General features: G+C 61.8%; 20 protein-coding genes and 2 pseudogenes. 17 read left to right on the top strand and 5 right to left on the bottom strand.

Annotated elements, in window-relative coordinates; translation table 11 throughout:
* The first annotated feature begins 25 nt into the window (after positions 1-25).
* Genes FDW83_RS00390 through FDW83_RS00405 form a run of 4 tightly spaced genes read left to right on the top strand, consistent with a single transcriptional unit; the run spans position 26 to position 4450 of the window.
* Positions 26-1306 (top strand): extracellular solute-binding protein, encoded by a 1281-nt coding sequence (locus FDW83_RS00390; protein WP_138135654.1) that lies wholly within the window; start codon positions 26-28, stop codon positions 1304-1306.
* Positions 1303-2262, top strand: coding sequence for a carbohydrate ABC transporter permease (locus FDW83_RS00395; protein ID WP_138135655.1), 960 nt, complete (start codon positions 1303-1305; stop codon positions 2260-2262). Before FDW83_RS00390 ends, FDW83_RS00395 begins: the two co-directional genes overlap by 4 nt.
* On the top strand, positions 2255-3139 hold the full coding sequence (locus FDW83_RS00400) for a carbohydrate ABC transporter permease (RefSeq protein WP_240720785.1): 885 nt from the start codon (positions 2255-2257) through the stop codon (positions 3137-3139). The genes FDW83_RS00395 and FDW83_RS00400 overlap by 8 nt, the downstream gene beginning before the upstream one ends.
* A 6-nt stretch (positions 3140-3145) precedes the next feature.
* The gene (locus FDW83_RS00405) at positions 3146-4450 is read left to right on the top strand and encodes a sulfatase (protein WP_138135656.1); all 1305 of its coding nucleotides are present in this window, start codon (positions 3146-3148) and stop codon (positions 4448-4450) included.
* Between the two features lie 10 nt (positions 4451-4460).
* Here FDW83_RS00405 and FDW83_RS00410 read toward each other — a convergent pair whose 3' ends face one another.
* Positions 4461-5897 carry a sulfatase-like hydrolase/transferase gene (locus tag FDW83_RS00410; RefSeq protein WP_138135657.1) on the bottom strand — a complete coding sequence of 479 codons (1437 nt, stop codon included), beginning with the start codon at positions 5895-5897 and terminating at the stop codon, positions 4461-4463.
* 147 nt (positions 5898-6044) lie between these two features.
* Between FDW83_RS00410 and FDW83_RS00415 the strand changes: the two genes are divergently transcribed.
* A complete protein-coding gene (locus tag FDW83_RS00415; RefSeq protein WP_138135658.1) occupies positions 6045-7586 on the top strand; it encodes a DUF3604 domain-containing protein in 1542 nt (513 codons plus the stop codon).
* Between the two features lie 382 nt (positions 7587-7968).
* Here the strand turns inward: FDW83_RS00415 and FDW83_RS00420 are convergent.
* From FDW83_RS00420 to FDW83_RS00430, 3 genes and pseudogenes are all read right to left on the bottom strand, one after another.
* Positions 7969-8459, bottom strand: a pseudogene (locus tag FDW83_RS00420) (recombinase family protein).
* 244 nt (positions 8460-8703) lie between these two features.
* Positions 8704-10860 (bottom strand): glycogen debranching N-terminal domain-containing protein, encoded by a 2157-nt coding sequence (locus FDW83_RS00425; protein ID WP_138135659.1) that lies wholly within the window; start codon positions 10858-10860, stop codon positions 8704-8706.
* 233 nt (positions 10861-11093) lie between these two features.
* Positions 11094-11912 (bottom strand): cyclase family protein, encoded by an 819-nt coding sequence (locus FDW83_RS00430; RefSeq protein WP_138135660.1) that lies wholly within the window; start codon positions 11910-11912, stop codon positions 11094-11096.
* A gap of 343 nt (positions 11913-12255) precedes the next feature.
* Between FDW83_RS00430 and FDW83_RS00435 the strand changes: the two genes are divergently transcribed.
* The 8 genes and pseudogenes from FDW83_RS00435 to FDW83_RS00465 all read left to right on the top strand — a co-directional run bounded on the left by FDW83_RS00435 (position 12256) and on the right by FDW83_RS00465 (position 20505).
* Positions 12256-13590, top strand: a complete 1335-nt coding sequence (locus FDW83_RS00435) for an MFS transporter (protein ID WP_138135661.1) — start codon at positions 12256-12258, stop codon at positions 13588-13590.
* A gap of 51 nt (positions 13591-13641) precedes the next feature.
* Positions 13642-14781, top strand: a complete 1140-nt coding sequence (locus tag FDW83_RS00440) for a thiolase family protein (RefSeq protein ID WP_138135662.1) — start codon at positions 13642-13644, stop codon at positions 14779-14781.
* Positions 14778-15095 carry a Zn-ribbon domain-containing OB-fold protein gene (locus FDW83_RS19710; protein ID WP_138135663.1) on the top strand — a complete coding sequence of 106 codons (318 nt, stop codon included), beginning with the start codon at positions 14778-14780 and terminating at the stop codon, positions 15093-15095. Before FDW83_RS00440 ends, FDW83_RS19710 begins: the two co-directional genes overlap by 4 nt.
* Positions 15092-16687 (top strand): ATP-dependent acyl-CoA ligase, encoded by a 1596-nt coding sequence (locus FDW83_RS00450; RefSeq protein WP_240720786.1) that lies wholly within the window; start codon positions 15092-15094, stop codon positions 16685-16687. The genes FDW83_RS19710 and FDW83_RS00450 overlap by 4 nt, the downstream gene beginning before the upstream one ends.
* Positions 16688-16719: 32 nt before the next feature.
* Positions 16720-16923, top strand: a pseudogene (locus FDW83_RS19330) (LysR family transcriptional regulator); the annotation flags it as partial.
* Between the two features lie 48 nt (positions 16924-16971).
* Positions 16972-17682, top strand: a complete 711-nt coding sequence (locus FDW83_RS00455; protein ID WP_240720814.1) for a LysR substrate-binding domain-containing protein — start codon at positions 16972-16974, stop codon at positions 17680-17682.
* A gap of 160 nt (positions 17683-17842) precedes the next feature.
* Positions 17843-19561 carry a thiamine pyrophosphate-binding protein gene (locus FDW83_RS00460; RefSeq protein WP_138135665.1) on the top strand — a complete coding sequence of 573 codons (1719 nt, stop codon included), beginning with the start codon at positions 17843-17845 and terminating at the stop codon, positions 19559-19561.
* Between the two features lie 68 nt (positions 19562-19629).
* On the top strand, positions 19630-20505 hold the full coding sequence (locus FDW83_RS00465; protein ID WP_138135666.1) for a PaaX family transcriptional regulator C-terminal domain-containing protein: 876 nt from the start codon (positions 19630-19632) through the stop codon (positions 20503-20505).
* 75 nt (positions 20506-20580) lie between these two features.
* On the opposite strand, the gene FDW83_RS00470 is transcribed toward FDW83_RS00465, so the two are convergent.
* The gene (locus FDW83_RS00470; RefSeq protein ID WP_138135667.1) at positions 20581-20979 is read right to left on the bottom strand and encodes a RidA family protein; all 399 of its coding nucleotides are present in this window, start codon (positions 20977-20979) and stop codon (positions 20581-20583) included.
* 134 nt (positions 20980-21113) lie between these two features.
* On the opposite strand from FDW83_RS00470, the gene FDW83_RS00475 reads away from it, so the two are divergent.
* Genes FDW83_RS00475 through FDW83_RS00490 form a run of 4 tightly spaced genes read left to right on the top strand, consistent with a single transcriptional unit; the run spans position 21114 to position 25041 of the window.
* Positions 21114-21965, top strand: a complete 852-nt coding sequence (locus FDW83_RS00475) for a fumarylacetoacetate hydrolase family protein (protein WP_138135668.1) — start codon at positions 21114-21116, stop codon at positions 21963-21965.
* Between the two features lie 4 nt (positions 21966-21969).
* Entirely contained in the window at positions 21970-22452 is a 483-nt protein-coding gene (locus FDW83_RS00480; RefSeq protein ID WP_138135669.1) for a cupin domain-containing protein, read from the top strand.
* A gap of 5 nt (positions 22453-22457) precedes the next feature.
* The gene (locus FDW83_RS00485; protein ID WP_138135670.1) at positions 22458-23330 is read left to right on the top strand and encodes an acyl-CoA thioesterase II; all 873 of its coding nucleotides are present in this window, start codon (positions 22458-22460) and stop codon (positions 23328-23330) included.
* A 52-nt stretch (positions 23331-23382) separates the two neighbouring features.
* Positions 23383-25041 carry an AMP-binding protein gene (locus FDW83_RS00490; RefSeq protein ID WP_138135671.1) on the top strand — a complete coding sequence of 553 codons (1659 nt, stop codon included), beginning with the start codon at positions 23383-23385 and terminating at the stop codon, positions 25039-25041.

The following is a 25041-nucleotide window of genomic DNA, read 5'->3' on the forward strand; positions in this document are numbered from 1 at the left end:
CTTGACGATTCAAAGGAGAATAGCAATGAAGAAGCCATCGGCCCCTGCGAAAGGGCTTGTCGCAGCCGCCGCTGCACTTGGTCTTGTCACCGGCTGCACGCCTGGAGGGGATACCTCGGATGAAGCCGTGACAGAACTTAACCTGCCTGCCGTCGAAGCGCCCTGGTTGGAGGGCTACAAGAAAGTCATCGCTGACTACGAGAGCGAAAAAGGCATCAAAATAAACCTCACGTCATTTCCGTTTGACGGGTTGCTGACCCAAGAGGCCAATGCCGCCCAAAGCGGCTCGAATGCCTTCGATCTATTCCTGATCAATGAACAATGGGTCGGGCAGTTTTACGACAACGAGTGGGTACAGCCACTCACAGACGTGAACTCGGACTTCGAATGGGACGAGAACCTTATCGAATTCGCTGGAATTGGCCGCTGGGATGCGGACGCACGCAGTACTACCCCGGACGGAACACCTTATTCCCTGCCCATCAACGGCAATATCCATGAATTCATGTACCGGACCGACCTTTACCAACAGCTGGGTCTCAATGTCCCGACGACTTGGGACGACGTCGTCGCCAATGGGAACGCAGCCAAGGCAGCAGGTGCTGTCGGTAACGGCTTCGTGGTGAGGGGTAAGACGCCGTCGTACGACTTCAGCGCCTTGCTGTACTCCTATGGGGGGAAGTGGTTTGAAGATGAGACCGGCGGGAATTGGAAACCAGCCGTTGACTCGTCTGAATTCAGGCAGGCCTTGACGAAGTTCAAGGAGCTGGCCGACATCGGGCCGGCAGCACCGCAAACGATAGCTCAGGCCGAAGCGATTTCCCTTATGCAAAGCGGGGATGTTCTGCAGACAGCCCTTGTGACAGCCAACGCTGTCCCGCTTGAGAACCCGGCTGCCTCCCGGGTTGCCGGCAAGATCGGTTACGCCAAATTGCCGGGCGGCACACCCGTCAGCGGTACGTGGACGATGGGTGTTCCGACGGGACTGCCTGATAACCGTTCAGCTGCAGCCTACGATTTCCTGACCTGGCTTACCAGCAAAGACACCATGCAGAAATGGGAAGGTTACGGCGGTGTGACCACGCGTGCGGACGTTACCAGCCAACGGCCGGAACTTCAGGTCCTCATTGATTCAGAAGAAGATATCCGCGGTGGCCTGCGGTACCCCTTCACTCCCGCCCTGCTCGACGTCACTGATCCGGCCATTGGCGAGTACCTTGCCGGTACCAGGAACTTGGAGGATTCGATCTCTGTAATGCAGGACCGTCTCACCGAGGTCGTCGAAAAGGCAGGCTTCCTGAAATGAGCACCACGGCCAGGGCCGGTGCCACTTCCGGAGGACGGGATGTGGACCGGCCGCACGAGCAACGCATGCACCGGCGGAAGCAGATTCACTGGTTCAAGTACCTCTCGGTCCTGCCCCTCTTGATCTTCTTCCTGGTACTGGTTGCATTTCCGGTCGGGCAGCTTGTCTGGATGGCCTTCGGAAGGGTCCGGCTGGTCGCGGGTAACTTCTTGTGGAGGCCGGTCGGTTTCGACAACTTTACGGAGATGATGTCGGACAGAGTGTTCGGTATTTCACTGTGGAATTCTGCTGTTTTTATCACCTCCACCGTTGTCCTCACCCTGGTGCTGGGCGTACTGCTGGCCCTGGCAACGGAGCGCCTGATCCGCGGGCAACAGCTGGCACAGAATGTCATCATCTGGCCTGCCATCATTGCCCCTGTTGTCATCAGTGTTATCTGGCTGCTCATTCTCAGTCCCCAGATCGGCCTGCTGAACCGGATACTGATCAGCTTCGGAATAAACCCCCAGGCCTGGTTGGGTGACAACTTCGGGGCGATGGCCAGTGTCATCGTGGTCGACGTGTGGCACTGGACGCCGATAGTTTTCCTGTTCGTCTATACGGCGCTGCGGGGCCTTGATCCGGAGGTGCTTGAGGCAGCCAGCGTTGACGGCGCCAGTTACATGCAGCGGGTGCGATTCGTCGTCCTGCCTCTCCTCGCGCCAGCCATACTGGGTGCTGCGGCAATCCGGATCATCATGGGTGTGAAGGTGTTCGATGAGATGTACCTCCTCACCTTCGGCGGGCCAGGTACAGCCACGACCGTCATCTCGATTTACCTGCGCTCCGTGTTCTTTGACGCCTTTGAATACGGCTACGGCGCTGCCCTGAGCGTTACGGTCGTGCTGTTGGTCCTGCTTGTACTCATCCTCGTGTTCGTTTCCCGGTCACTTATCAGGAGGTTGTCCCGTGCCTGAAGTCCAAACTGCCTCCCGCGGAACCGAGGCTCGGCAGCGAACTGGAGCTTCAAAACAGGACGGCGGTCACTGGATCGCCCGCCTGATTGTTATCGGAGCGGCCATCATCACCATCGTTCCACTGATCTGGATGATCTTCATTTCACTCCAGAAACCACGGGTCATCATCTCGATGGGCTGGGGCGCTGAATTCGCCGTCGATAACTTCGCGGAGATTTTTGATCCCCGCGCGGTTTTCGGTGGGCAGGTCATCAACAGTATTTTGCTCGTCATCTCAGCGACCGCGATCACACTCGTCATTAGTGCGCTTGCCGGCTACAGCCTGAGCCAGTTGCAATGGTCCAACCGGGTTGTTGTAACGGTGCTTTCGGTCTCCGCCCTGCTCCAGGTTATCCCTCCGATGACTCTGGTCCCGGGGCTTTATGCGACGCTGACCAACTACGGCCTCGTTAACAGCCTCACTGGGCTTATCCTGCTCAATACCGTGTTCAATCTCCCGTTCGCCACGATCATGACGAAGTTCTACTTCGACACCATCCCTGGTGAACTGCGCGAATCGGCAGCGATAGATGGCGCCAGTGAATTCGGCGCCTTCCGGACGGTTATGTTGCCTCTCGCGGCACCTGGCATAGCCGCGGTGGCCATCTTCACGGCCATTCAGGTCTGGAACGAGTTCCTCTTCGGCCTGGTGTTCACCACAGGTGGTTCACAGGCACCGATTACGGTGGGCATCGCCGCGCTGATCCAACCTCAGGAGATAAAGTTCGGAGCAATGGCCGCGGTGGGAGTTGTCACCGCCGTTCCCATCATCCTTCTCGCTATCGTCGCTAACCGACAAATTGTTGCCGGGCTCACCGGCGGGGCCGTCAAGGGATAGACGCTCATGTCGATACTTGGCGAACCGGCGCACTCTCAAAGGCAACCCAACATTGTGCTCATCCACTGCCACGACCTTGGGGATTGGTTGAGCACCTATGGATACCGAGGAGTTCCAGACAGCCGCTTACAAGACTTCGCCGAACACTCTCTGGTCTTTGATTCAGCATTTGCGACTGCTCCACTGTGCACACCTGCACGTTCCTCACTCTTCACGGGACAGATGCCCCACCAAAATGGCCTGATGGGGCTTACCCACCAGGGATGGCGCTACGCTGAAGGGGTCAGGACGCTGCCTGAGATGCTGTCACCCCTTGGTTACCACACGACGCTGATCGGTCTGCAACACGAGGACTTCGACGCACGCGTGCTGGGTTTTGACGAAGTTCTAGGTCTCGGGTTCATTCCCCGGGCCCTGGAAGTAGCCCGGCTGGTACAGCGCTGGTACGCACACAACCAGAACGGCAGCCCCTACTTTGCCACCATTGGGATGTGGGAAGTTCACCGGCCATGGCCTCCGGAGGACTACCGTCCGGCCGATCCCGCATCTGTGGACGTACCGCCGTACCTGCCTGACAACGGGCATACACGTGCTGACATCGCGGGATTCTATGGCGCCATTCGGCAGATGGACGAAGCATTTGAGCTGATCCTGTCAGCCATCGACGCCAGCCCGGATGCGAGCAACACCATCGTCATCTTTACCACGGACCATGGGGCGGCATTTCCGAGGGCAAAGAGCACCCTCTACGATTCGGGCGTCAAAGTGACCCTGCTTATTCGTCCTCCGCTTCAATGGGGTGTCCCACCCGCCCGGGTCAAGACGCTGGCGAGCCACTTGGATATCGCACCCACACTTGTTGAGCTGGCCGGGGGATCAGTGCGGGAGGAACTGGCTGGCAGGAGCTTGGCCCCCCTATTGCTCGGTGCGACCCGTGACTTGAACGAGACGAGGGAGCTCTTTTTTGAGAAGACATATCACGATCGATATGATCCCATGCGTGCAATTCGCACTAACGATGCAAAATACATCCGCAACTACGTGAACGGACCACTGCTTCCTCTTCCGGCTGATCTGGAAAACAGTGAAACGAGGGCGGGAATGGGAAATGGGCACCTCGGGCCGCGTCCAAGGGAGGAGCTCTATCTCCTGGGAGACGACCCTTGGGAACTGTCCAATCTCGCTCAATCGGAGCATCATGCCGAGCTCAAAGCCGGGCTGTCGGAGGACCTGGATCGCTTCATGGAGGAATCGTCTGATCCGCTGTTAGAGGGGGATGTGGATGAGCCACCGGAACCATACAGAAGGTGAACTCACAGAACTACGAGATCTCCCGTGGAATAAATGCATTTAGGGGATCCTCCCTAACCATCTCTGCTTGCCCGCCGCCGCTGACCGGGAGGCAGCAGCCGTCGCGTAGCGCAGTTGCATGAAGCGAAAACCAAGAATGGAGCTGTCGGCGCAGATCGGCTATTCGCCCAGCATTGCTGGGGTTGCCGATCTCGTTTCTCCGCTCGTCGGGATCCGAGTGAAGATCGTAGAGTTCGTGTGGACCGAGAGGGTACCTGTGCACGTACTTCCAATCATGGGTACGGATCATGCGGACGGGGCCATATTCGTCATACACCACAACCGGGCGCCGTTCCGCTTCACTCCAGCCATCAGCTAGGAGCCTCGCGAAGCTTCTGCCAGGGCCCTGCTCGAACTCATATGAATCAATACCCACTAGCTCCAATAGAGTCGCGGCCATGTCATAGCCGGACACTAGGTCGCTCAGGACCTGGCCTTCTGGAATCCTGCCAGGAAAGGCGAAGATCGCGGGAACCTTTATCGATGAGTCGTACATGTTTAAAGGCAAAGTTCCGTTGCCCTTTCCCCAGATCCCATGGTGGCCGCAGTTGAACCCATTGTCGCTCGAGAAAACGACCAAGGTGTCCTCCGCCAGGCCGAGTTCCCGCAGACGGTTCAAAACCCTGCCGACAGCCTCATCCATGGCGGTGACAGCTGCGAAGTACCCGACCAGGGCAGCCCTGGTATCGGATTCGCCCGCAATAGCCGCGCCATTTTTCGTAGCCAGCCAGGGATGTGCTCGTTCCTGCGGACAGGAGTCGAAGCTGCAATTCCTGTACAGCCGCTCAAAGCGCTCCGGGTGCTGGCCTGTCCACGGCTTGTGCGGGGCTGTGAAATTCAGGGATAGAAAGAATGGTTCCGGGTTTCTGGCACTCGCTTCCATAAAGGCGATAGCCTCATCAGCAAAGACATCCGTGAGATAGGCAAGGGGAGTCTCTTTAGCTGATCCCCTGTATATCGTTGCCTCGTGATAGTCGCTGCTGCCGCCTTCCAAGGCGTACCAGTATCTAAACCCGGACCGCGGCCGGTCACTGGCCCCAAGATGCCATTTCCCGACGAAGCCAAGACTGTATCCGTTGTCCGCCAAGGTGGCAGTGAACAGGGGCTGGCCCTCGAGAAAATCGACTCCCGCTTCGCCCGCCTCATGCCCCACGAGAAAATCATGCACTCCATGGCCGGACGGTACAGCCCCCGTGAGCAAGGTCGCCCGAGCCGGTGAGCAGACGGGTGAGGCACAAAAGAAATTCTCCAAGCGGGCACCACGTTCAGCGAGAGCGTCCAGATGCGGAGTGAGGATCTCATCGTTGCCTGAACAACCGAGGGCCCACTGCCCCTGATCATCGCTCAAAATGAAGAGAATGTTTGGTCTGCGGTGCACCGGACTCCCTTCAAATTGGCTCTCTGCCATTGATTTGGGATTGTAGCGGCGTCGACGAACTCCTGATAGGTCCTGGAGTGCCAAGGGAACTTTGTCGGGCCAATTACTGAAAGGCGGACGCGAGTATTGTTTGGACTAACCCTTTGCCGCTTTCCTGATCCAGGCTAGGAGCAGATTATGGCGCTAGCGCGAGTGGGGTCTTCGCTGGAGGCCTACGCGGGCATGTTGGCCTATGCGGGAGATATTCACAATCACTGTGACATCAGTTACGGCCATGGCAGCATCGAAGAAGCCTACGTCAATGCCCGCCTCCAACTCGATTTTGCCAGCGTTACTGGTCACGCCAGCTGGCACGATATGCCTGATCACCCCTCTCACGTGCGTGAGTATCACAGCAGGGGATTCGCACATCTGCGTGACGAATGGGACCGCGTTCAGGAAGTTACCGAGTCGGTCCACGAGGACGGCCAATTCGTCACGCTGCTCTCCTTCGAGTGGCACAGCATGCAATACGGTGACCACTGTATTTACTACAAATCAGGTCAAGGGCCGCTGGCTCCGGCTTCCGCTCGCAGCCTGGAGCAGCTTCGCCGTGTGCTGAGGAAACTAAAGAGGAGCGGGCTCGATGCCTTGGCAATCCCTCATCACATCGGTTACAAGTCGGGCCGGCGGGGCATCAATTGGGAAACGTATAGTGAGGAGTTTTCTCCGGTCGTTGAAATGCTTTCCATGCACGGATGTGGGGAGTCCGACGTGGCACCGCGGCCTTATTTGCACACGATGGGTCCAAGGGATACCGCCAGCACAGCCCAGTACGGCCTCCACCTAGGCAGAATTTTCGGCTTTATTGGCTCGACTGACCATCACAGTGCGCATCCGGGGAGCCACGGCTACGGAAGGGCAATGGTGTGGGCCGACGAGCTCACGCGGGATGGCATTTGGAACGCCCTCCGGGCAAGACGCACCTACGCAGCCACCGGCGACCGCATCATGGTGGCGACGAGTGTCAACGGTTTCCCCATGGGCGCGGCGATCCTCAGCAACGGCAAAAGGGAGATCGCAATAGATGTGATGGGCGGCGATGCCATCGATTACGTGGAACTGGTCCGTAACGGGGAAGTTATTGCGCGAACGTCTCCAGCAGGAACGGGGGACGAGGACTTTGACGGAGTGCTTTCAGTCACTGTCGGATGGGGAGAAATCGGAGTCAAAACAGCATGGGACGTCGAACTCGAAGTCCTTGGAGGGCGCATCACCGCGGTCGAGCCACGGCTGCATGGCAATGACGTCGTGGCTCCAAGCAATTCAATCGAAGGCAAATGCAGCTTTTCCGCCTGGCGGCAAATCGACGATCATCGCCTGGTCTTCTCGACCGAAACGAGGGGCAACCCGACCGTCATGACGGACGCGACCCAGCAACTTGCACTGCACGTAACAGGGGATGACCACACTGTGCTGCTCGGCAAATTCAACGGTGTCGAGATGAGGCACTCAATCGCAGAACTTCTGCAGGGCTCGCGAGCCGGATATACAGGAGGTTTTCTTTCCGGCGGGATCCTCATCCACCGAGCCTCCCCCCGAAGCAGCCGGCAGGTGCAACTCGAACTCCTGGACTCCGGAACTGGAGGACCTCGCGACTGGTACTACGTACGGGTCCGGCAACACAACGATCAGTACGCATGGAGCTCGCCAACCTGGGTTGACTCCCAGGCGCGGTGACGACGATCATCGGCGGAGTTGGGATCACCAAATCACCGAGGTCACCGCCCTGACAGGGGGACAGCGGTACGCGCCCCAATTCATGGAGCCGACCGATCAGATCGCCTTTCCGCACAACCGGCGGCAACAACTCAGCTTTTCCTTCCGTAACCAGACCGCCCAGTTCAGATGGCTGCTGCGACCAAGTTCAACACGTAATTATTTGTCGAGTCACCGGTCGGGCTCCCATGACGGGCGCGGCCCAGGGTCGTTTTCCGTCGATGCTGGAAAGGGTCCAGGGCAGGGTAGGCCTGACGGCGTGCCATTCTGGTTCAGCTGCCTGTACACGGCGGAAGGTATTCAGTCCCTATTTTGCTATGCCGACAACGGATATTCCGTAAAGCTACGGCAAGAGGGGGTGCTCGGCGGGGGAGAAGGTTCCCGCTGACCTGGCTTGGCGCAGGTACTGGTAGACCGTCTCCCTGCTGATCCCGTAATCGTGGGCAAGAACGACTTTTGGAATGCCGCTGCTGGTCCGCTGGACCAGCTCGGCTGCCCGTTCCGGTGTCAGGGTCTTTTTCGGCCCTTATAGGCGCCGCGCTTGGCCAGGGCGATACCTTCCCGCTGGCGTTCCCTGATGAGGGAACGCTCGAATTCGGCAAAGGCGCCCATGACGGAGGGCATGAGGTTGGCCATGGGGGAGTCCTCGCCGGTGAAGAGCAGGCTCTCTAGATGAATTCCACCCGCACCCCTTACGGGTAAGGGTTTGGACGAGGGCACGCAGGTCATCGAGGTTGCGGGCGAGGCCCTATCCGTGAAAACCCGATCCAAAACCTGGCCTTCAAGCTGGCGCTTCTCGTTTTGGTCCAGCGTGCTCACGCGCACGTACCCGATCCGCTATCCGGCCACTGCTGCCTCCAACCCTCCGCCTGTGAAGTTGCGTTCTAGACCCGTCATACAAGGAAGTCAAGACCGAGACTGTCGATCGTCAGGTTGGGGTGTGCTGCAGCCTGACATCTGGACAAGAGGCGACCGTCATTGATCAACTCGTCATCGCGTACGGAACTAACCACGCCAGCGGCCACAAGTTGCGAGGTTTGATTGGGGAGGAGGACAAACAGAATGGGAACGGCCGGTTTTAGGTCATTCTGCGCTGACCTGTTTGCTCCAGCAGTTCTGTCATCCAGGGCCGGTGCCCGCGGTAGAACAGCATCCCTTCGGGGAGTCCCTGCACGGTCGCTACGGAATTGGCAATGTCGATGGTGATTCGGCCGCCGCCCAAGGGGGCGTTGGTGATGTGTAGGTTCCCGTAGGATTCCGGGAGTACGGGATCCATCCAGAACCCTCCGCGGGACACGTGTGTGTCATACCGCATCAGGCTAGTCACCAGCAGGATCGGCGCGGTTGCTGCCCAGGCTTGCGGTGAACAGGCCGTGGGGTAGGGCACGGGCGCGGCAAACCGGTCCCGGCTGAAGCCGCAGAAGAGCTCCGGTAGGCGGCCGTTGGAATACTCGGCAGCCTCCAATAGTGCGGTGGATATCCGTTGTGCCTCCGCTACGAATCCGTAGCGGAGCAGGCCTGCCGCGATGATTGCATTATCATGCGGCCAAACCGATCCGTTGTGGTAGCTTGCTGGGTTGTAGGCTCCCATGTCGCTGGCCAGGGTCCGTACTCCCCACCCGCTGAACATTTCCGGAGACATCAGCCGTTCAGCCACCGGCGGTACCTTGTCCTCATCAACAATGCCGTGCCACAGGCAGTGGCCCATGTTCGAGGCGCACGCGTCAACCTGCCGCTTCTTGCCATCGAGGGCTATGGCGAAGTAACCACGTTCAGGGATCCAGAATTGCTCATTGAACCGTTTCTTCAAGTGCGCGGCCCGATCGATGAGCTCATCCGCTAAACCCCTGTCTCCGGCGTCGTAAGCCATCCACGCGCGCGACACGTACGCGGCGTAGACATAGGCCTGAACTTCGCAAAGTGCGATCGGTGGTTCGGCCAAGCTTCCATCGGCGAAGTTGATGCCGTCCCAGGAGTCCTTCCAGCCTTGGTTGATCAGCCCTTGGGGATTGAGTCGCTCGTACTCGACGAAACCGTCGCCATCTTTGTCTCCATAGTCACGGATCCACTCCAGAGCACGGTCCGCATGGGGCAGCAGCGCGGCGATGGTGTCCTTGGCGAATCCCCAGCGGCTGACCGATCCCAGCATCATCACGAACAGCGGCGTGGCGTCGACGCTGCCGTAGTAGGCGGACTTGCCGCCCAGGGACAGCCCGCTGGAGACGTCGAGCCGGACTTCGTGCAGGATCTTGCCGGGCTCCTCTTCGCTCACTGGATCCACAACGGTTCCCTGCCGGTCCGCCAGCGTCTGCAGCGTACCCAACGCCAGGGACGGGTCCACAGGCAACGCCATTTGTGAGGCCCACAGTGAGTCGCGCCCAAACAAAGCCATAAACCATGGTGCCCCGGCGGCCACCACCACACGATCCGCGTGGTCCGGGTCCTCGATGCGGAGCGCGCCCAGGTCGTCGTAGCTGCGCTGCAGGGTCCGTTCAATGGAGCGGTTTCCCATCTGCAACACGGGTATCTTGGCCACCCACTCTTGCCGGCGCCTGTCCAGGGGGGACGATCCATCCCCGCCGGATTGAACAAAAGCCAAAGCGGGGTCGGCTCCCTCGGTGCTGGGCGCGACGGTCAGGACAGTGTTCCAGTGCCCGTGCGGCGGCACGGTCACCCGGTACGTGAGGGCCTGCGGCGTGACGTCAGCCCCTTGGCCCTGGACAGTCACGCTCTTCCGGACATCCTGCCAGACAGCCCGAATAGTGAGCGCGTCGCCGTTGGTGCGGCGGGTTTCGTCCCATCGCCGCTGGATCCTTGCCTCTTTCACCTCGAAGAGGTCCGCGAAGTCTGCCTCAATCCGCAGCACGATCACACATTCCGCCGGTTCCACAGAGTGGTTGTAAACGGTGACCTGCTCCTGCATACCGGCCCCCAATTCGCGCAGCCGCTCCACAATCAGCGGGCTGTCCGCATACCCCTCTGAGCGGGAGGGGCGCCCGGCGAACAACTCCCGGTACGGCTCCTTCGTTTCCGCCGCCAAGGGCTCGAGTGGCTGACCGTTAACGGTCAGGCTCCAGCCGGACAGGACACGAGTGTCCTGAACGAACAGACCGTGTGGAAGGTCGGAGTGGATGTCTCCGTTCTGCAAGGAGATGCAGAACGATGATCCCTGCACCAAGGTAACTGACCCTGGCCCCATCGGGCCGGCCGCCGTGTCAGCATTCCAGCCAGCCATTGCCTGGCTCCTCTGATGGATCCTTGGCCGTCGAGCCGGCCTCCGTATCTAGCCCCGCCCAGCGCCCTGTTCGTTTTCATCGACGCTACGCCGGTCTACACCCTGGCGCTAGCCTGGCCATCCGCAAAGCACAACTGCGGCCAGCCTCCGATTTGGATCCGACCTGTAGGCGATCTGTTGCAGGCTTCTTCATGTCAGCCCACGCCAGTGAACGCCCCACTGCATTCTCTCGGTCAATGCATCTGGTTGGCCTCAACCAGGGCGAGCACGCGGGCCGGGCTGCCGGTTCCGCCGACGATCGGCAACGGGGCCACGATGAGCACTGCGCCGACTGGCGGCAGCTGCGCCAGATTCCGCAGCGAAGTGATGCCGTACTTATCATTTCCCAGCAGGAAGTGATGGGCCGGGAAAGGGGGCTGTTGTCCGGCGGCTGCGCCGGCGTCAATGCCGACCGTCTCCACGCCAATTCCCGACAACACGGATTCTTCCGCAATCCATCGGGCGCATTCGACTGTAAATCCGGGGGAGTGCGGGTTTCCCTGTTCATCCTTGTTCAGGAAGCGTTCACGGTCTTGGGAGCGGTTCTCCCAGCCGGTACGAATGAGGAGCCAGCCACCCTCCGGCAGTGATCCATACTCCGATTCCCATTCGCGGATGTGGTGGACATCCAGCAGGAAGTCGGGATCGGAGGCGGCCTCTGCGGTGACGTCCAGGACAAGGGCCGGGCCTACTAACCGGGCTGGCTCGATTTGGGCGACGTCCTTGCCGTCGCGCCCCGTGGCCCAATGTACCGGGGCGTCCAGATGAGTGCCGATGTGCTCGCCCGTATGAATGTTGTGATGCTTCCAGTAGGGCCCTGGCTCGTTGTACGCGGAGACCTCCTCGAGCGAGAAATCAATGAGGTTGGCAAATGGCGCGGGCAACTCCAATGTGGGCGTGGCGGCGGAGAGCGGGGTAGTGAGGTCCACTACGCCGGTTCGTTGGGCGCCAAGATCACCGAGCAGGCGGGCCAAGCCCGCCTGACGGGCGTCATTCACAGCGTCTAGTTCCATGAGAACTCCTAAAGTTGTTCACCCCAGCGGAGGCCAGAGGATTGCGTTGGCTGCCCGCGGCGTGTACGCAAGGGCCAATGGCTGCGACGTTAGCACCGCGCAATCCGGTTCGGAACACTTACTCCCGCGTATCAGGCTGCCTTACCGGAACCTGCATAGACCCTGGCGATATAGGCATTCGACGGTGCCCGCCCCGGGAGGGACACTGAAGTTAATCAACGTAACGCCCGTCACACTTACCAGGCCGTTATCCGGGTTCACCTGGATCAGCAGCAACATGGCCGGGATGTGAAATCGGGCCGGCGGTCACATGCCACAGTTTCATCAGCACTAAGGAGCAACAATGTCTGATTCCCCAACCACATTGCCGGGACAACGTCCCGGGGTCCGCAAGTACGTTGTTGCCTCGCTCGTCGGCAATGCGCTCGAGTGGTACGACTTCTTCCTGTACGCCACAGCATCGGCCATCGTGTTTGGCCGTTTGTTCTTCCCGGCCGACACAGACCCGCTCGTGGGCACCATGGCCGCTTTTGCCGGATTCGCTGTCGGGTTCGCCGCCCGCCCCTTGGGCGGAATAATCTTCGGTCACATCGGAGACAAGCTGGGGCGCAAGCAGTCGCTGGTCATGACATTAACGATCATGGGGATCAGCACAATGCTGATGGGCTTGCTGCCCACATACGCCCAGGTTGGGGTGTGGGCGCCAGCGTTGCTCATCGTCCTTCGAATCCTCCAGGGCATCGCCGCCGGCGGCGAATGGGGGGGCGGCGTTCTGATTATCAGCGAAAACAGCGGCAACTCCCGCCGGGGCATGCTCGCAGCCTTCAGCCAGGGCGGCATCTCGCTCGGTTTCGTGCTGTCTTCCCTGGCCTTCTTCCTGGTCCAGTTGATGCCCGAACCTGAGTTCCTGGCATGGGGTTGGCGTCTGCCGTTCCTCGTCAGCATCGTTCTGCTTGGTGTGGGCGCCTACATCCGCCTCAAGCTTCCCGAATCCAAAGAGTTCACCGAAGTCCGTGAGAGCCGTTCCGAGCACCGTGTCCCCGCGCTGGATGCTATAAGGGCCCACCCTCGCGAAATCCTCATTGCCATGGGCCTGCGCGTCGCTGAAAACGGCGGCTCGTACATCTTCCTTTCCTTCTCGATCGTCTACGGCGTCCACGTAGGAGTAGACAAGGGGCTGTTGCTCTTGGCAGTGGCGGTGTCGATGCTGGTCTCGTTCGGCGCTTACATCTTCTTCGGATACCTCTCCGACCGTATCGGCCGGCGCCCCATGTACGCGTTCGGCGCCGTGGGTATGGGTGTAATGGCCTTCCCGTTCTTTGCAATGATCGATGCCAACACCCCTGCAGTGGTGATCCTTGCCTTCCTTATCGCCAACGGTGTTTGCCACGGTGCCATGATCGGAACCCAGCCGGCGTTCTTCCATGAACTGTTCTCCGCCGAAGTCCGGTACTCCGGCATGGCAATTGCCCACGAAATCGCGGCCGTGTTCGCCGGCGGGGTAGCCCCCATGATCGCCACGGCCCTGCTGTTGAACTTCAACTCCTCTGCGCCGGTGTCGCTGTACCTCATTGGCATGGTGCTGGTGACCCTGATAGCGGTAGCTGCTGCGGGGGGCCGGAAAAAGCACGATGACCAGCGTCAGGAAGCAGGCCAGCCGGCCGAGACTGTCTCCTAAACGTCCGGATCGTTCCGCCCTTTGCTTACAGTCACCCCAGAAAGGACCGAAGTGACGGTCTCCATCATCGGAACAGGGCAATCGCCTTACACCCGCCACCCCCACCCGGGGACGGAAACCTCCCAGGTTATCGCCCGTGCCGTCCGCAACGCATTGCGGGAAGCAGGCCTCAGCCCGGGTGACGTCGACGGGTTCGCGGTCTCCAGCTTCACGCTCAACCCGGACCACGCCATTGACCTGGCCTGGCGGATGGGTCTTCGCCTGACCTGGTTGATGCAGGATACGAACGGCGGGGCAAGTGCCGGGGGCATGCTCCAGCACGCAGTGCGGGCGATCGAAGCCGGCGATGCCAAGGTCATCGTTCTCGCTGCAGGGGACCTGATGGACGGGCCGGCATTCTCACAGCTGGTGGCCAGCTACAACCGCGCGACCCAGGACCACCTCGCGCCCCTGCCGATGAAGGGACCGAATGCCCTGTTTGCGATGCTCACCACGCGGCAGATGGAGGTGCTCGGACTTACTCGTGAAGATTACGGACACATCGCCATCGCCCAGCGCGAATGGGCCGCGGACAACCCCGGGGCTGTCTACCGAAAAGCCCTCACCATGGACGAATACCTCAACGCACCGGCCGTCGCCACTCCGTTGGGACGCTACGACTGTGTTCCTCCGGTAACCGGTGCTGACGCAATTGTCCTCGTGGCTGACCCCGGCAACAGCAGACCACGTGCAAAGGTGCTCACGGTACGGGCGTCCTACAACGCCGACCAGCAGGCCGGTGACGGACTGGAAACCGGGCTTCGGGCCTGCGCCCAGCCCGGATGGGAGGAAGCCGGAATCGGCCCGAAGGACGTCGGCCTCGCCTGCGTTTACGACGATTACCCCTCCATGGTGGTGGCGCAGCTGGCGGACCTCGGCGTTCTGCCGGCGGACGATCACCCAGCTGATTTCATCAAGCGCCGCATCGCCACCCGCGAACTGCCGGTGAACACCTCCGGGGGCCAGCTCTCGGCGGGACAGGCGGGCGCAGCCGGCGGCATGCATGGGCTGGTTGAGGCAGCCCGCCAGCTCATGGGCACTGCAGGGGCGCGGCAAATTTCGGTCCGCCACGCTGTGGTCAGCGGATACGGCATGGTCCTGTACCGCTACGGCGCCTGCGCCACCATGTCTGTGCTGGAGGCCGCAAAATGAGCGCCGTGGTGCAGGAATGCCGCAACTGCCGAAGCCTCCTTTTCCCGGCCCGCCTTTTTTGCCCGGTCTGCGGAGAGGACAGTTTCTCAACAGTCGCAGCAGAGACCGGAACCATTGAGCAAACCACGACACTCTCTGACGGCATCGTCCTGGCAACCGTGGCCCTCGACGGCGGCCTGCGGCTTATCGCCCGACTGACCGGTTCTGAAGCTGAACCTGGACAGAGTGTGCCCCTTACGAATGACCCCGTAGCCGGGTCCGGCGCCAACGCGTACATACCAATCCACACGACCCTGAATGAGGATCAGTCATGAATCCAACACTTGCCGGACGGCGGCAGCGTCCACTGACCATCCCGCAGATGCTGCTAGAGCGGGCCAGCAAAGCCCCGTCGGCACCGCTGTTCCGCTGCGGTGAGGTTAGCCGTGACAGCCAGGCAATGGTGGAGGCCGCAGCTGGAGCGGGAGGCATGCTGCGCAGCGCCGGGATCGAGCGCGGGCAGACGGTTGCATTGATGTCCTCAAACCGGCCGGAGTTGCTCGACTTGATCCTTGGCTGTGCCTGGATTGGTGCCGTCGCTGTTCCTGTGAACACAGCCAGCCGCGGGGAACAGCTGCGGCACGTGCTGGAGAACTCCCGGGCCGCACTGGTGGTGGCAGAAGCTGAGCAGCTGCCGCACCTGGCAGCAGTGGCTCCGGAGGTCCTTCGCACGGCGTGGGTCATCGACGGCCCCGCCCCAAATCTTCAGGCACCCTTCGAGGTGCTCCCGATCCCGGAGCCTGGTACTGGTGTGGAACCAGTGGATGCCGCTCCGGCCGAGACCGCCGCCATCCTGTACACATCAGGGACCACCGGGGTTTCCAAGGGTGTGCTGTGTCCCCAAGGCCAGTTCTACTGGTGGGCGGTGAACATGTCTGACCAGCTGGGGCTTGGCCCCGAGGACGTGCTGTACACGTGCTTACCCCTTTTTCACACGAACGCCCTTAATGCCTTTATGCAGGCCGTTGAATGCGGCGGCGAGTACGTTCTGGGCCCGCGGTTCTCAGCATCCCGCTTTTGGTCGGACGCCGCCTCCGCCGGTGCTACCGTGACATATCTTCTCGGCGCAATGGTGGGCATCCTCGCCGGCAAGGACCCCGGGCCCGGGGAACGGGACCATACGATCCGTCTGGCCCTCTCTCCTGCAACCCCTGCCCGACTGGTAGAACCTTTCCGGGAACGGTTTGGGGTGCTGCTGCTGGACGGCTACGGGTCCACGGAGACGAATTCGGTGATCGGATCAACTCCCGATCAGTGGCGCCCCGGCTATGTAGGCAAGGTGCGGCCCGGGTTCTCCATCCGCGTCGTGGACTCCGATGGTGTGCCCGTTCCCGCCGGCGTGCCCGGTGAACTGTTGATCCGCAGCGACCAGCCTCACGCCATGGCCACCGGGTACCACGCCATGGCGGAAGCAACAACCAAGGCCTGGCAGGACTTGTGGTTCCACAGCGGAGACCGGGTTGTCCTTGACGAGGACGGATGGGTGCGCTTCGTTGACCGGATCAAGGATGTGATCCGCCGCCGCGGCGAGAATATTTCCTCTGTGGAAGTTGAGCAGGTGTTGCGGCAGCATCCGGCCATCCAGGACGCTGCAGTTTATGCCGTCGATTCGGAGTTGGGGGAGGATGAGGTGATGGCAGCACTTATCCTGCGGGAGCCGATCGATTTCACCGAGTTGTGTGATTTCTGCGGCCCACGGCTGGCGTCGTTTGCCATCCCGCGCTTCCTGCGCGTGGTAGATCAGCTGCCCCAGACCGAGAACGGCAAGGTACGCAAGCAGGTGCTCAAGGCGGCCGGCCGCGAGGCAGCCCAGTGGGACCGGGAAGTTGCCATTCCACGCCAGACCGCTGCCGCCGCTGCACGCTGATTGCCTGGAGGGCGAGCCCGTAGGATGAAGAGATGGACCTGCGGGCGCTGCTGACCACCCACCTGAAGCTGCGTCACCTTGTGATCGTACTTGCGATTGCAGAACAAGGGAGCCTGGTCCGGGCTGCGGAAGAACTGTATTTGACGCAGCCGGCCTTGAGCCGGGCCCTACGGGAAGCCGAGCAAGCGGTCGGAGCGCCCCTGTTCGAGCGAACCGGACGCCGCATGGTACCCACACCGGCTGGGCAGGTGTGCCTCGAGCATGCCAAGGCGATTGTGGGTCATGTGGCTACCCTGCGTCGCAGGGTGGATGAGCTCGCAGATCCGGAAGCGGGTGTGGTGCGGGTAGGCGCGCACGTTACCGGCGCCAACCTGCTGTTGCCGCGGGCGGTAGCTCGATTCACAGCTGAAAGGCCCCGGGTGGAAGTCCTGCTCCGGGAGGCCCCGCCGGAAGCCCTTATACAGGAGCTGGGCAACGGCGATCTCGACCTGCTGGTGGGCCGGGTTACCGATCATCCCAGTACGTCCCGGCTGCGGCTTGTCCCTTTATACCGGGAGGAATTCCGCATTGTTGCCGCGCCCAGCCACCCCGTGCATGCCCTAGCGGAGGCCTCACTTAGGGATCTCGTCAGGCATCCCTGGGTAGTGCCGCTGGCGAATACACCGCTGCGTGATGAACTCGAGGAGAACTTCCACGCCGCCGGCCTTACCCCGCCGGTTCAGCGGGTGGAATCCGGAACTCCTGCCACCTTGCGCGCCCTCGTGGCCGAGGCAGGATTTCTTGCCCTGATGCCGGAGTCCATGGCAGTTGTGGAGCCGGGCCTGCAGATGCTCGAGCTGCACCTCGCAGGACTTGCCCAGCAGGTTGGCATCCTGCTCCATGCGGACAGGCCACTGGCCCCGAACGCTGCACTGTTTGCCGAGAAGCTGCGGGAAGTGGGGGAGCAGATCCGGCGCGACCTCCTCGACCCCACCCCGTCCACCACCTCACCCTAACTGCACCGCCATCTGAAGGCCTCCGCCAGCAGAGCTTATATTTCAAATGATTGACGTTCGTAAATTTAACGCCATAGAATCGTCGTAGTGACGGAATCCTGCCTGCGCCAATGACGTTGCTGGCGGCCGTTTCCGCGCTGTCCCCAAAGGAGAAGAGACAATGACTGTTATCACCAGTGGCTTCGAAGGCAGTGACGTGGTTACGCCGGACGTTCCGCCCGCCCTTGTGGCCGGCAATGTCAGCGAACTGGTCGGATACACTCTTGCCCGGCTCGGTGTTGGCCACATTTTCGGCGTGGTGGGCAGCGGGAACTTCGTGGTCACCAATGCATTGCGCCGGGCCGGCGTGCCCTATACAGCAGCCCGCCATGAGGGCGGTGCTGCCACCATGGCCGATGCCTACGGGCGGATGTCCGGGAAGGTGGGGGTCGTCTCCACCCATCAGGGCTGCGGGCTGACTAATGCGGTGACGGGTATCGGCGAAGCTGCCAAGAGCCGTACGCCCATGATCGTCGTAACTGCCGATACGGCCGCTTCCGCGGTGGGTTCCAACTTCAGGATCGATCAGGACGCATTGGCCCGCAGCGTGGGAGCGGTGGCCGAGCGCATCCACTCCCCGCAAAGCGCCGTGGCTGACACGGTCCGGGCATACCGGACGGCCGTTAACGAGCGCAGGACGGTTGTACTGTCCCTGCCTACTGATGTCCAGGCGGCGCCGGCACCAGAGGGCATTGCGGAGCCGGTACCGCTGGTGCCGGCTCAGCGGTTCGCACCCACGGATGCGGCTGTCGAGGAGCTGGCCGGGCTTATCCGGAATGCCCGGCGGCCGGTTTTTGTCGCCGGGCGCGGCGGCCGCGGCGCGGGACCTGAAATCGCCGCCCTGGCCGAGGCGGCGGGGGCACTCGTGGCCACCTCCGCCGTCGCACACGGCCTTTTCCAGGGTGACCCCTTCAACCTGGGTATTTCCGGCGGCTTTTCCTCGCCGTTCACCGCGGCAATGATTTCCGAAGCGGACCTGATCATCGGTTGGGGTTGTGCCCTGAACATGTGGACAATGCGCCATGGTTCGCTGATCGGGCCCACGGCGAAGGTGGTTCAAGTGGACCTTGAGGACCGCGCTCTTGGCGCCAACCGTCCCATCGACCTGGGCGTGCTGGGCGACAGCGCAGAAACGGCAGCTGCCGTGCTTGCCAGGCTGCGGACATCCCAGCACAACGCGGTAGGCCTGCGGACGCCGGAAATGGCGCGAGAGATCACGGGCCATGCCCGCTGGAATACGGAACTGACAGAAGACTTGTCCACCTCCGAGGTCATAGACCCCCGCGTGCTCACCCGGGAACTTGACCGCATCCTTCCGGCCGAGCGCATAGTATCCGTCGACTCCGGCAACTTCATGGGCTATCCCAGCACCTACCTGTCCGTTCCGGACGAGTTCGGATTCTGCTTCACCCAAGCCTTTCAATCGATCGGCCTTGGGTTGTACACGGCCATTGGTGCCGCCAAGGCCCGGCCTGACCGCCTGCCCGTCCTGGGAGCCGGCGACGGAGGTTTCCTCATGGCGATCTCGGAACTGGAGACGCTGGTCCGGGAGAAAATTCCACTTGTGGCCGTCATCTACAACGATTCCGCCTACGGTGCCGAAGTGCACCACTTCGACGCCGATGACGAGGACCTGGACGTCGTGCGGTTCCCCCAGGTGGACATCGCCTCGATCGCCCGCGGATATGGCGCGGCCGCGCTCACTGTCCGCTCGACTGGCGACCTTGACGGGATCAAGGAATGGCTGGCAGGGCCACGCAACGCACCGCTGGTCATCGATGCACGCATCGCTTCCGACGGCGGTGCCTGGTGGTTGGCGGAAGCGTTCAAGGGACACTAAGTGGAGCGCTTCGTCTTTCAAATATGCTTGGAAGGACTGTGACCCCGACAGAATCGAGACCCGATCGCATGCTTGCTGCGCCTGTTCCTTCCCTGCCCCAGCAGCAGCTAATCCTGACGATTTACGGTCTCTATGGACGCCGCGGGGGCGGCCAGCTTCCCATTTCCGTGCTGATTCAGATGCTTGGCGAGCTGGGCCATGATGCGCCCGGCGTCCGCTCGGCCGTCTCCCGGCTGAAGGCCAAGGGGGTACTGACGAGCGTCAAGAACGGGGGAGTGGCCCGGTACGAGCTCTCCGAGCGTTCACTAAAGCTCGTCAGTGAGGGTGACGAGCGCATCTTCGCCCCCTACCGCGCAGCCACCGGAGCCCCTTGGGTCCTGGCCATCTTTTCCGTACCCGAGTCGATGCGGGACCGGCGCCACCAGCTGCGCACCGAGCTGACCAGGCTGGGTTTTGGTTCCATGGGAGCGGGAGTCTGGATTGCACCTTCCGGAGTGCGGGAAGGCGCCAGGCAGCGCCTCGAATCCCGGGGGCTGGACAAGTATGTGGAGTTCTTTACCGGCGACTACTCGTCGGATTCAGATATGCGGGCGAAGGTGGCCCAGTGGTGGGACCTCGAGGCCTTGGAGTCGCAAATCTCCGAGTTCATGGACACCTACGGCAGCTCGCTGGAGGACTGGACCGCGCTGGTGGGTGATGACCCCGAAAAGGCGTTGGCCGCGTCCTCGGAGGATCTTCGCCGGGACGCGTTCCGCTACTACGTACCCATGCTGACCCTGTGGCGGCGTCTGCCCTACCGTGACCCCGGGCTGCCCCTTGAGTACCTCCCGCCCGGCTGGCAAGGACCCGAGGCGCGCCGGATTTTCTTCAGCGTGCACCGCCTGATCGCTCCGATGGCTGAGATCTATGCCCTGTCCCTGGTGGAGCAAGCGGAAGCAGCCTAGAGACCAAAAAGTCCGGGAACCTGAAAAGGATCCGGCTGGCAATAACGGCCAGCCGGATCCTCTTTACTTTCCGGGTCAGCGTTCGCTGATGACAGCGATGCCCTGGATTTCGATCATCGCCTCTTTTTGCCACAGGCGGGTGACCCCGATGCCTGCCATCGCCGGATACTGCGAACCCGCCATCTCCCGCCAGATGCGTCCGATCTCGCGGCCGTTGGCTATATAGTCCTCAACGTCGGTCAGGTAGATCGTCACGTTTACCAGGTCCTCCGGCTGGCCACCTGCTTCGCGCAGTGTGGTGAGGACGTTCGAGAACGCCTGCGTGAACTGTTCCACGATGCCGCCGGGCACGATCTTCATGTCCTTGTCCAAGGCCGTCTGGCCGCCCAGGAATACCGTGTTCCCGGCGAGCATCCCGTGCGCGAATCCGGACGGCTTGGGAAGCGACTCCGGGTTGATTGTCTTGTGGCCCATGCTGTTCCTCCTGGTATGTGGCTTCTGAAAAAAGTTCCGGAAAGGCTCTGTGCAGATCAATTCCGCCGTGCTACGTTGAGCATATGTGACGATCGTAAAAAAGTCGACACATTGATATCGAAGGGACAGAATCCATGAAACTCGCCACCTTGCGCATAGCCGGACAGGGAACGACGGCGGCAGTCGCCACGGGTGCCGACGCCTATGTTGCCCTCCCGGCCTCCGACGTCGGGGGACTGTTGGCCCGGCCGGACTGGCGGGACCTGGTCCGCGAGGCCGCTGCTGCAAAGGAGCCGGCAGTTATCGAAGCCGGCGACGTTGACTACGCGCCCCTACTTCCCCGCGCCGGCAAGGTCATCTGCTGCGGTCTGAACTACGCGGACCACATCCAGGAGATGGGCAGGGAACTTCCCCAGTACCCCACCCTGTTCGCCAAGTACGCGGACACCCTGGTGGGAGCGAATGACGCCATCGTGGTCCGGGGAAGCGACCGCGTCGACTGGGAGGCCGAGCTGGCGGCGGTGGTCGGGACTGAAATCTTCCGTGCGGACGAGGATCAGGCCGCAGCGGCAATAGCCGGGTACACCGTCGCCAATGACGTCTCCATGCGCGACTGGCAAAACCGGACACTGCAGTGGTTCCAGGGCAAGGCGTTTGACGCCACCACCCCTGTCGGCCCCGTCCTCGTTACACCCGACGAGGCTGGCGAAACCTTCGACGTCGTTGGCTACGTCAACGGCGACGTCGTTCAAAAGGGCAACACCGGCACCCTGGTGTTTGCCCCGGCAAAACTGCTTTCCTACATCTCCCAGTTCACCATCCTGCGCCCTGGCGACCTCGTCCTGACAGGAACGCCCGGGGGAGTGGGCATGGGCATGACGCCGCCCCGTTTCCTGAACGACGGTGACGTGCTCACCACCGAAATCACCGGGATAGGACGCCTTGAAAACGTCGTCCGCATCAGTCCAACATCAACCAAGGAGTGACCCAATGAACCAGACTGCTACTGACTACCGCCTCGAAGGCGACAACTCCATCTATGCCCAAGCCGATGGCAAGGTAGTCCCCGTGGTCACCCGGGCAGGGCATGAGGACACCAACACCGCCCAGTCCGGGGACTGCATCCGCGTCTCGGGTGTCAGCATCCAGCACACACCGGCCACCAAGATCTGGTTCGGCCAGGTATCCAACACTCCCGGGTACCGCTCACTGCCGCACCACCACGGCGAAGCGGAAACGGGCGGGTACGTGCTGCGTGGCCAGGGGCGCATCTACTTCGGGGAGAACTACCAGGAATTCCTCGACATGAAGGCCGGCGACTGGGTCTTCGTCCCACCGTTCATGCCCCACGTGGAGGCAAACATGTCCGTCACCGAGGAACTCGTCTGGCTGACGGCACGCACGCCGGAGAACCTGGTGGTCAACCTCGACGACGTGGCCGACGAAACCCTCGCCGGCTACCGCAGGGCCTGACCGCGATGATCACCGGAACACTGACCTCGGAGACCTTCCTGCGGGCCGTGGAGCTGACGCCGGCTCCGGCAGAGGTCTACGACGAGGCCTACGGCGCCACAACCCAGTACGTGCCCTGGCCCAAGGCCTACGGCGGGGACATGGTGGCCCAGGCTGCTGCGGCAATGATGCGCTCAGTCGACGGAGACAGGGCGTTGCACTCCATGCACAGCTACTTCATGCGGCCCGTCGACGTCGGGGCAACCATCCGCTACGAAGTGGAGCGGCTGCGTGACGGCCGCGGGTACTCCACCCGGACCGTACGCGGATTCCAGAACGGCAAGGCTGTCTATGCCGCAATGGGTTCCTTTCAGGTTCCTGAGGACGGCCCGGACTTTCAGCCCGAGGCACCCGCCGCCGTCGAACCTGATTCCCTGCGCAGTGCCGCAGAGGCACTGGAGGAAGCCGTCGGTCCTGCTGTCGATTACTGGTCCGCCGGACGTAGCTTCGACATGCGTCACGTACCGGGACCGGTGTACATCGAGCTGGAGGGCGGCCCTGTGCCGCAGCAGGCCATCTGGGTCAAGGCTTTCGATTCCCTGCCGGACGATGTCGATCTTCACCGCACTGCGCTGGCCTATGTATGCGACTACACCATCCTGGAACCGCTCCTGAGGGTCAACGGCCTCCACTGGTCCAGCCGGGGACTCGCAACGGCCAGCCTGGACCACTCCATGTGGTTCCACCGCGAGGGCCGCGCCGACGAATGGATCCTGTACGCCCAGGAAGCCGTGTCCAGCCAGAGCAACAGGGGCCTGGCAATGGGCCGCTTCTTCGACCGGCAGGGAAGGCTCCTTGCCACAGTCGCCCAAGAGGGCATGATTCGCCCCGGCGCCTGACCCCTCCCACACAAGCATCAGCTTCACCGACGCACCACTGAAAGGAACGGCCATGAGCATGACGCAATCGGCCCACGTGGACACGTTCACCCGCGACCACCTGCCGCCCGCCAACACCTGGCCGGCGCTCGAATTTAGCCTCCCCGAACTTCAGTACCCCGAACGGCTCAACGCCGCGGCTGTGCTCATCGACAATGCCGTCGCCGAGCACGGTCCGGACCGCCCCGCCCTGCGGACCCCCGACGGGAGGGCGTGGTCCTACGGTGAGCTGCAGCAGCGCGCCAACCAGGTGGCCCAAGTCCTCACTGATGACCTGGGCGTCGTGCCCGGAAACCGTGTGCTGCTCCGCGGGCCCAACAACCCCTGGCTCGTAGCTGCCTGGCTGGGGGTGCTTAAGGCGGGCGGAGTGGTGGTAACCACCATGCCGATGCTGCGCTCCAGCGAGATCGCAACACTGATCCACCTCACCAAGCCCGTGGTCGCCATCTCGGACCATCGGTGCCTTGACGAACTCAAGGAAGCAGCACCCGACGCCCTAACAGTCCTGGCATACGGAGGGGCCGACAACGGGGACCTCACCAACCGATGCGCAGAAAAGAGCGGAAAATTCACCACCGTCGATACAGCTGCCGACGACGTGGCACTGCTCGGCCCCACTTCCGGCACCACCGGGAAACCCAAAGTGACCATGCACTTCCACCGGGACGTCCTGGCCAACGCGGACACCTTCGCCCGGCACATCCTGCAGCCCACCGCCGAAGACGTCTTTGCCGGGTCACCGCCTCTGGCTTTCACCTTTGGGCTGGGCGGTCTTGTGGTTTTTCCGCTGCGGTTTGGCGCCTCGTCACTGCTCACAGAAAAAGCCGGGCCGGTGGAACTTGCCCAATATGCGGCCAAAGCAGGAGCAACCATTCTCTTCACCGCTCCCACCGCCTACCGGGCCATACTCAAAGAGAACCGCGGGGACCTCCTTCGCGGCCTCCGCGTTGCCGTATCAGCGGGTGAGCACCTGTCCAAGGAAACCTGGGTGGCTGTCCGGGAGGCAACCGGGCTCCGGCTGGTGAACGGCATCGGTGCCACCGAAATGCTCCACGTTTTCATCTCCGCTGCGGGTTACGACATCAGGCCAGGAACCACCGGCCGGGCAGTCCCGGGGTATCGGGCCACCATACTCGACGAGGACGGGAACGATCTGGGACCCGGGCACACCGGACGGCTGGCAGTCATCGGTCCCACCGGATGCCGCTACCTCGACGATCCGCGCCAGTCGACATACGTCGTGCACGGCTGGAACGTCACCGGCGATACGTTCTCCATGGACGAGGACGGGTACTTCACCTACCAGGCCAGGTCTGATGACATGATCGTCTCGTCCGGTTACAACATCGGCGCACCCGAGGTTGAAGCCGCTATTGACCAGCACCCTGACGTGGTGGAGAACGCTGTCATCGGCCGTTCCGATCCCGAGCGCGGCACTGTTGTCTGCGCGTTCGTGGTGCTTCGCGAGGGCGTCGTCGGGGACGCTGCAAAGCGCAAGGAAATCCAGGACTTCGTCAAAGCCACCATCGCGCCCTACAAGTACCCTCGCGACGTCCGCTTTGTCACTGAACTTCCCCGCAACCCCAGCGGCAAGCTTCAGCACTTCAAACTCCGCGACAGCATCGCGGACGAAACCGAACAACTGACCGCCGCCGGCCAGAGCCAGGCCTAA

Source organism: Pseudarthrobacter sp. NamE2 (assembly GCF_005796205.1).
Lineage (GTDB): Bacteria > Actinomycetota > Actinomycetes > Actinomycetales > Micrococcaceae > Arthrobacter.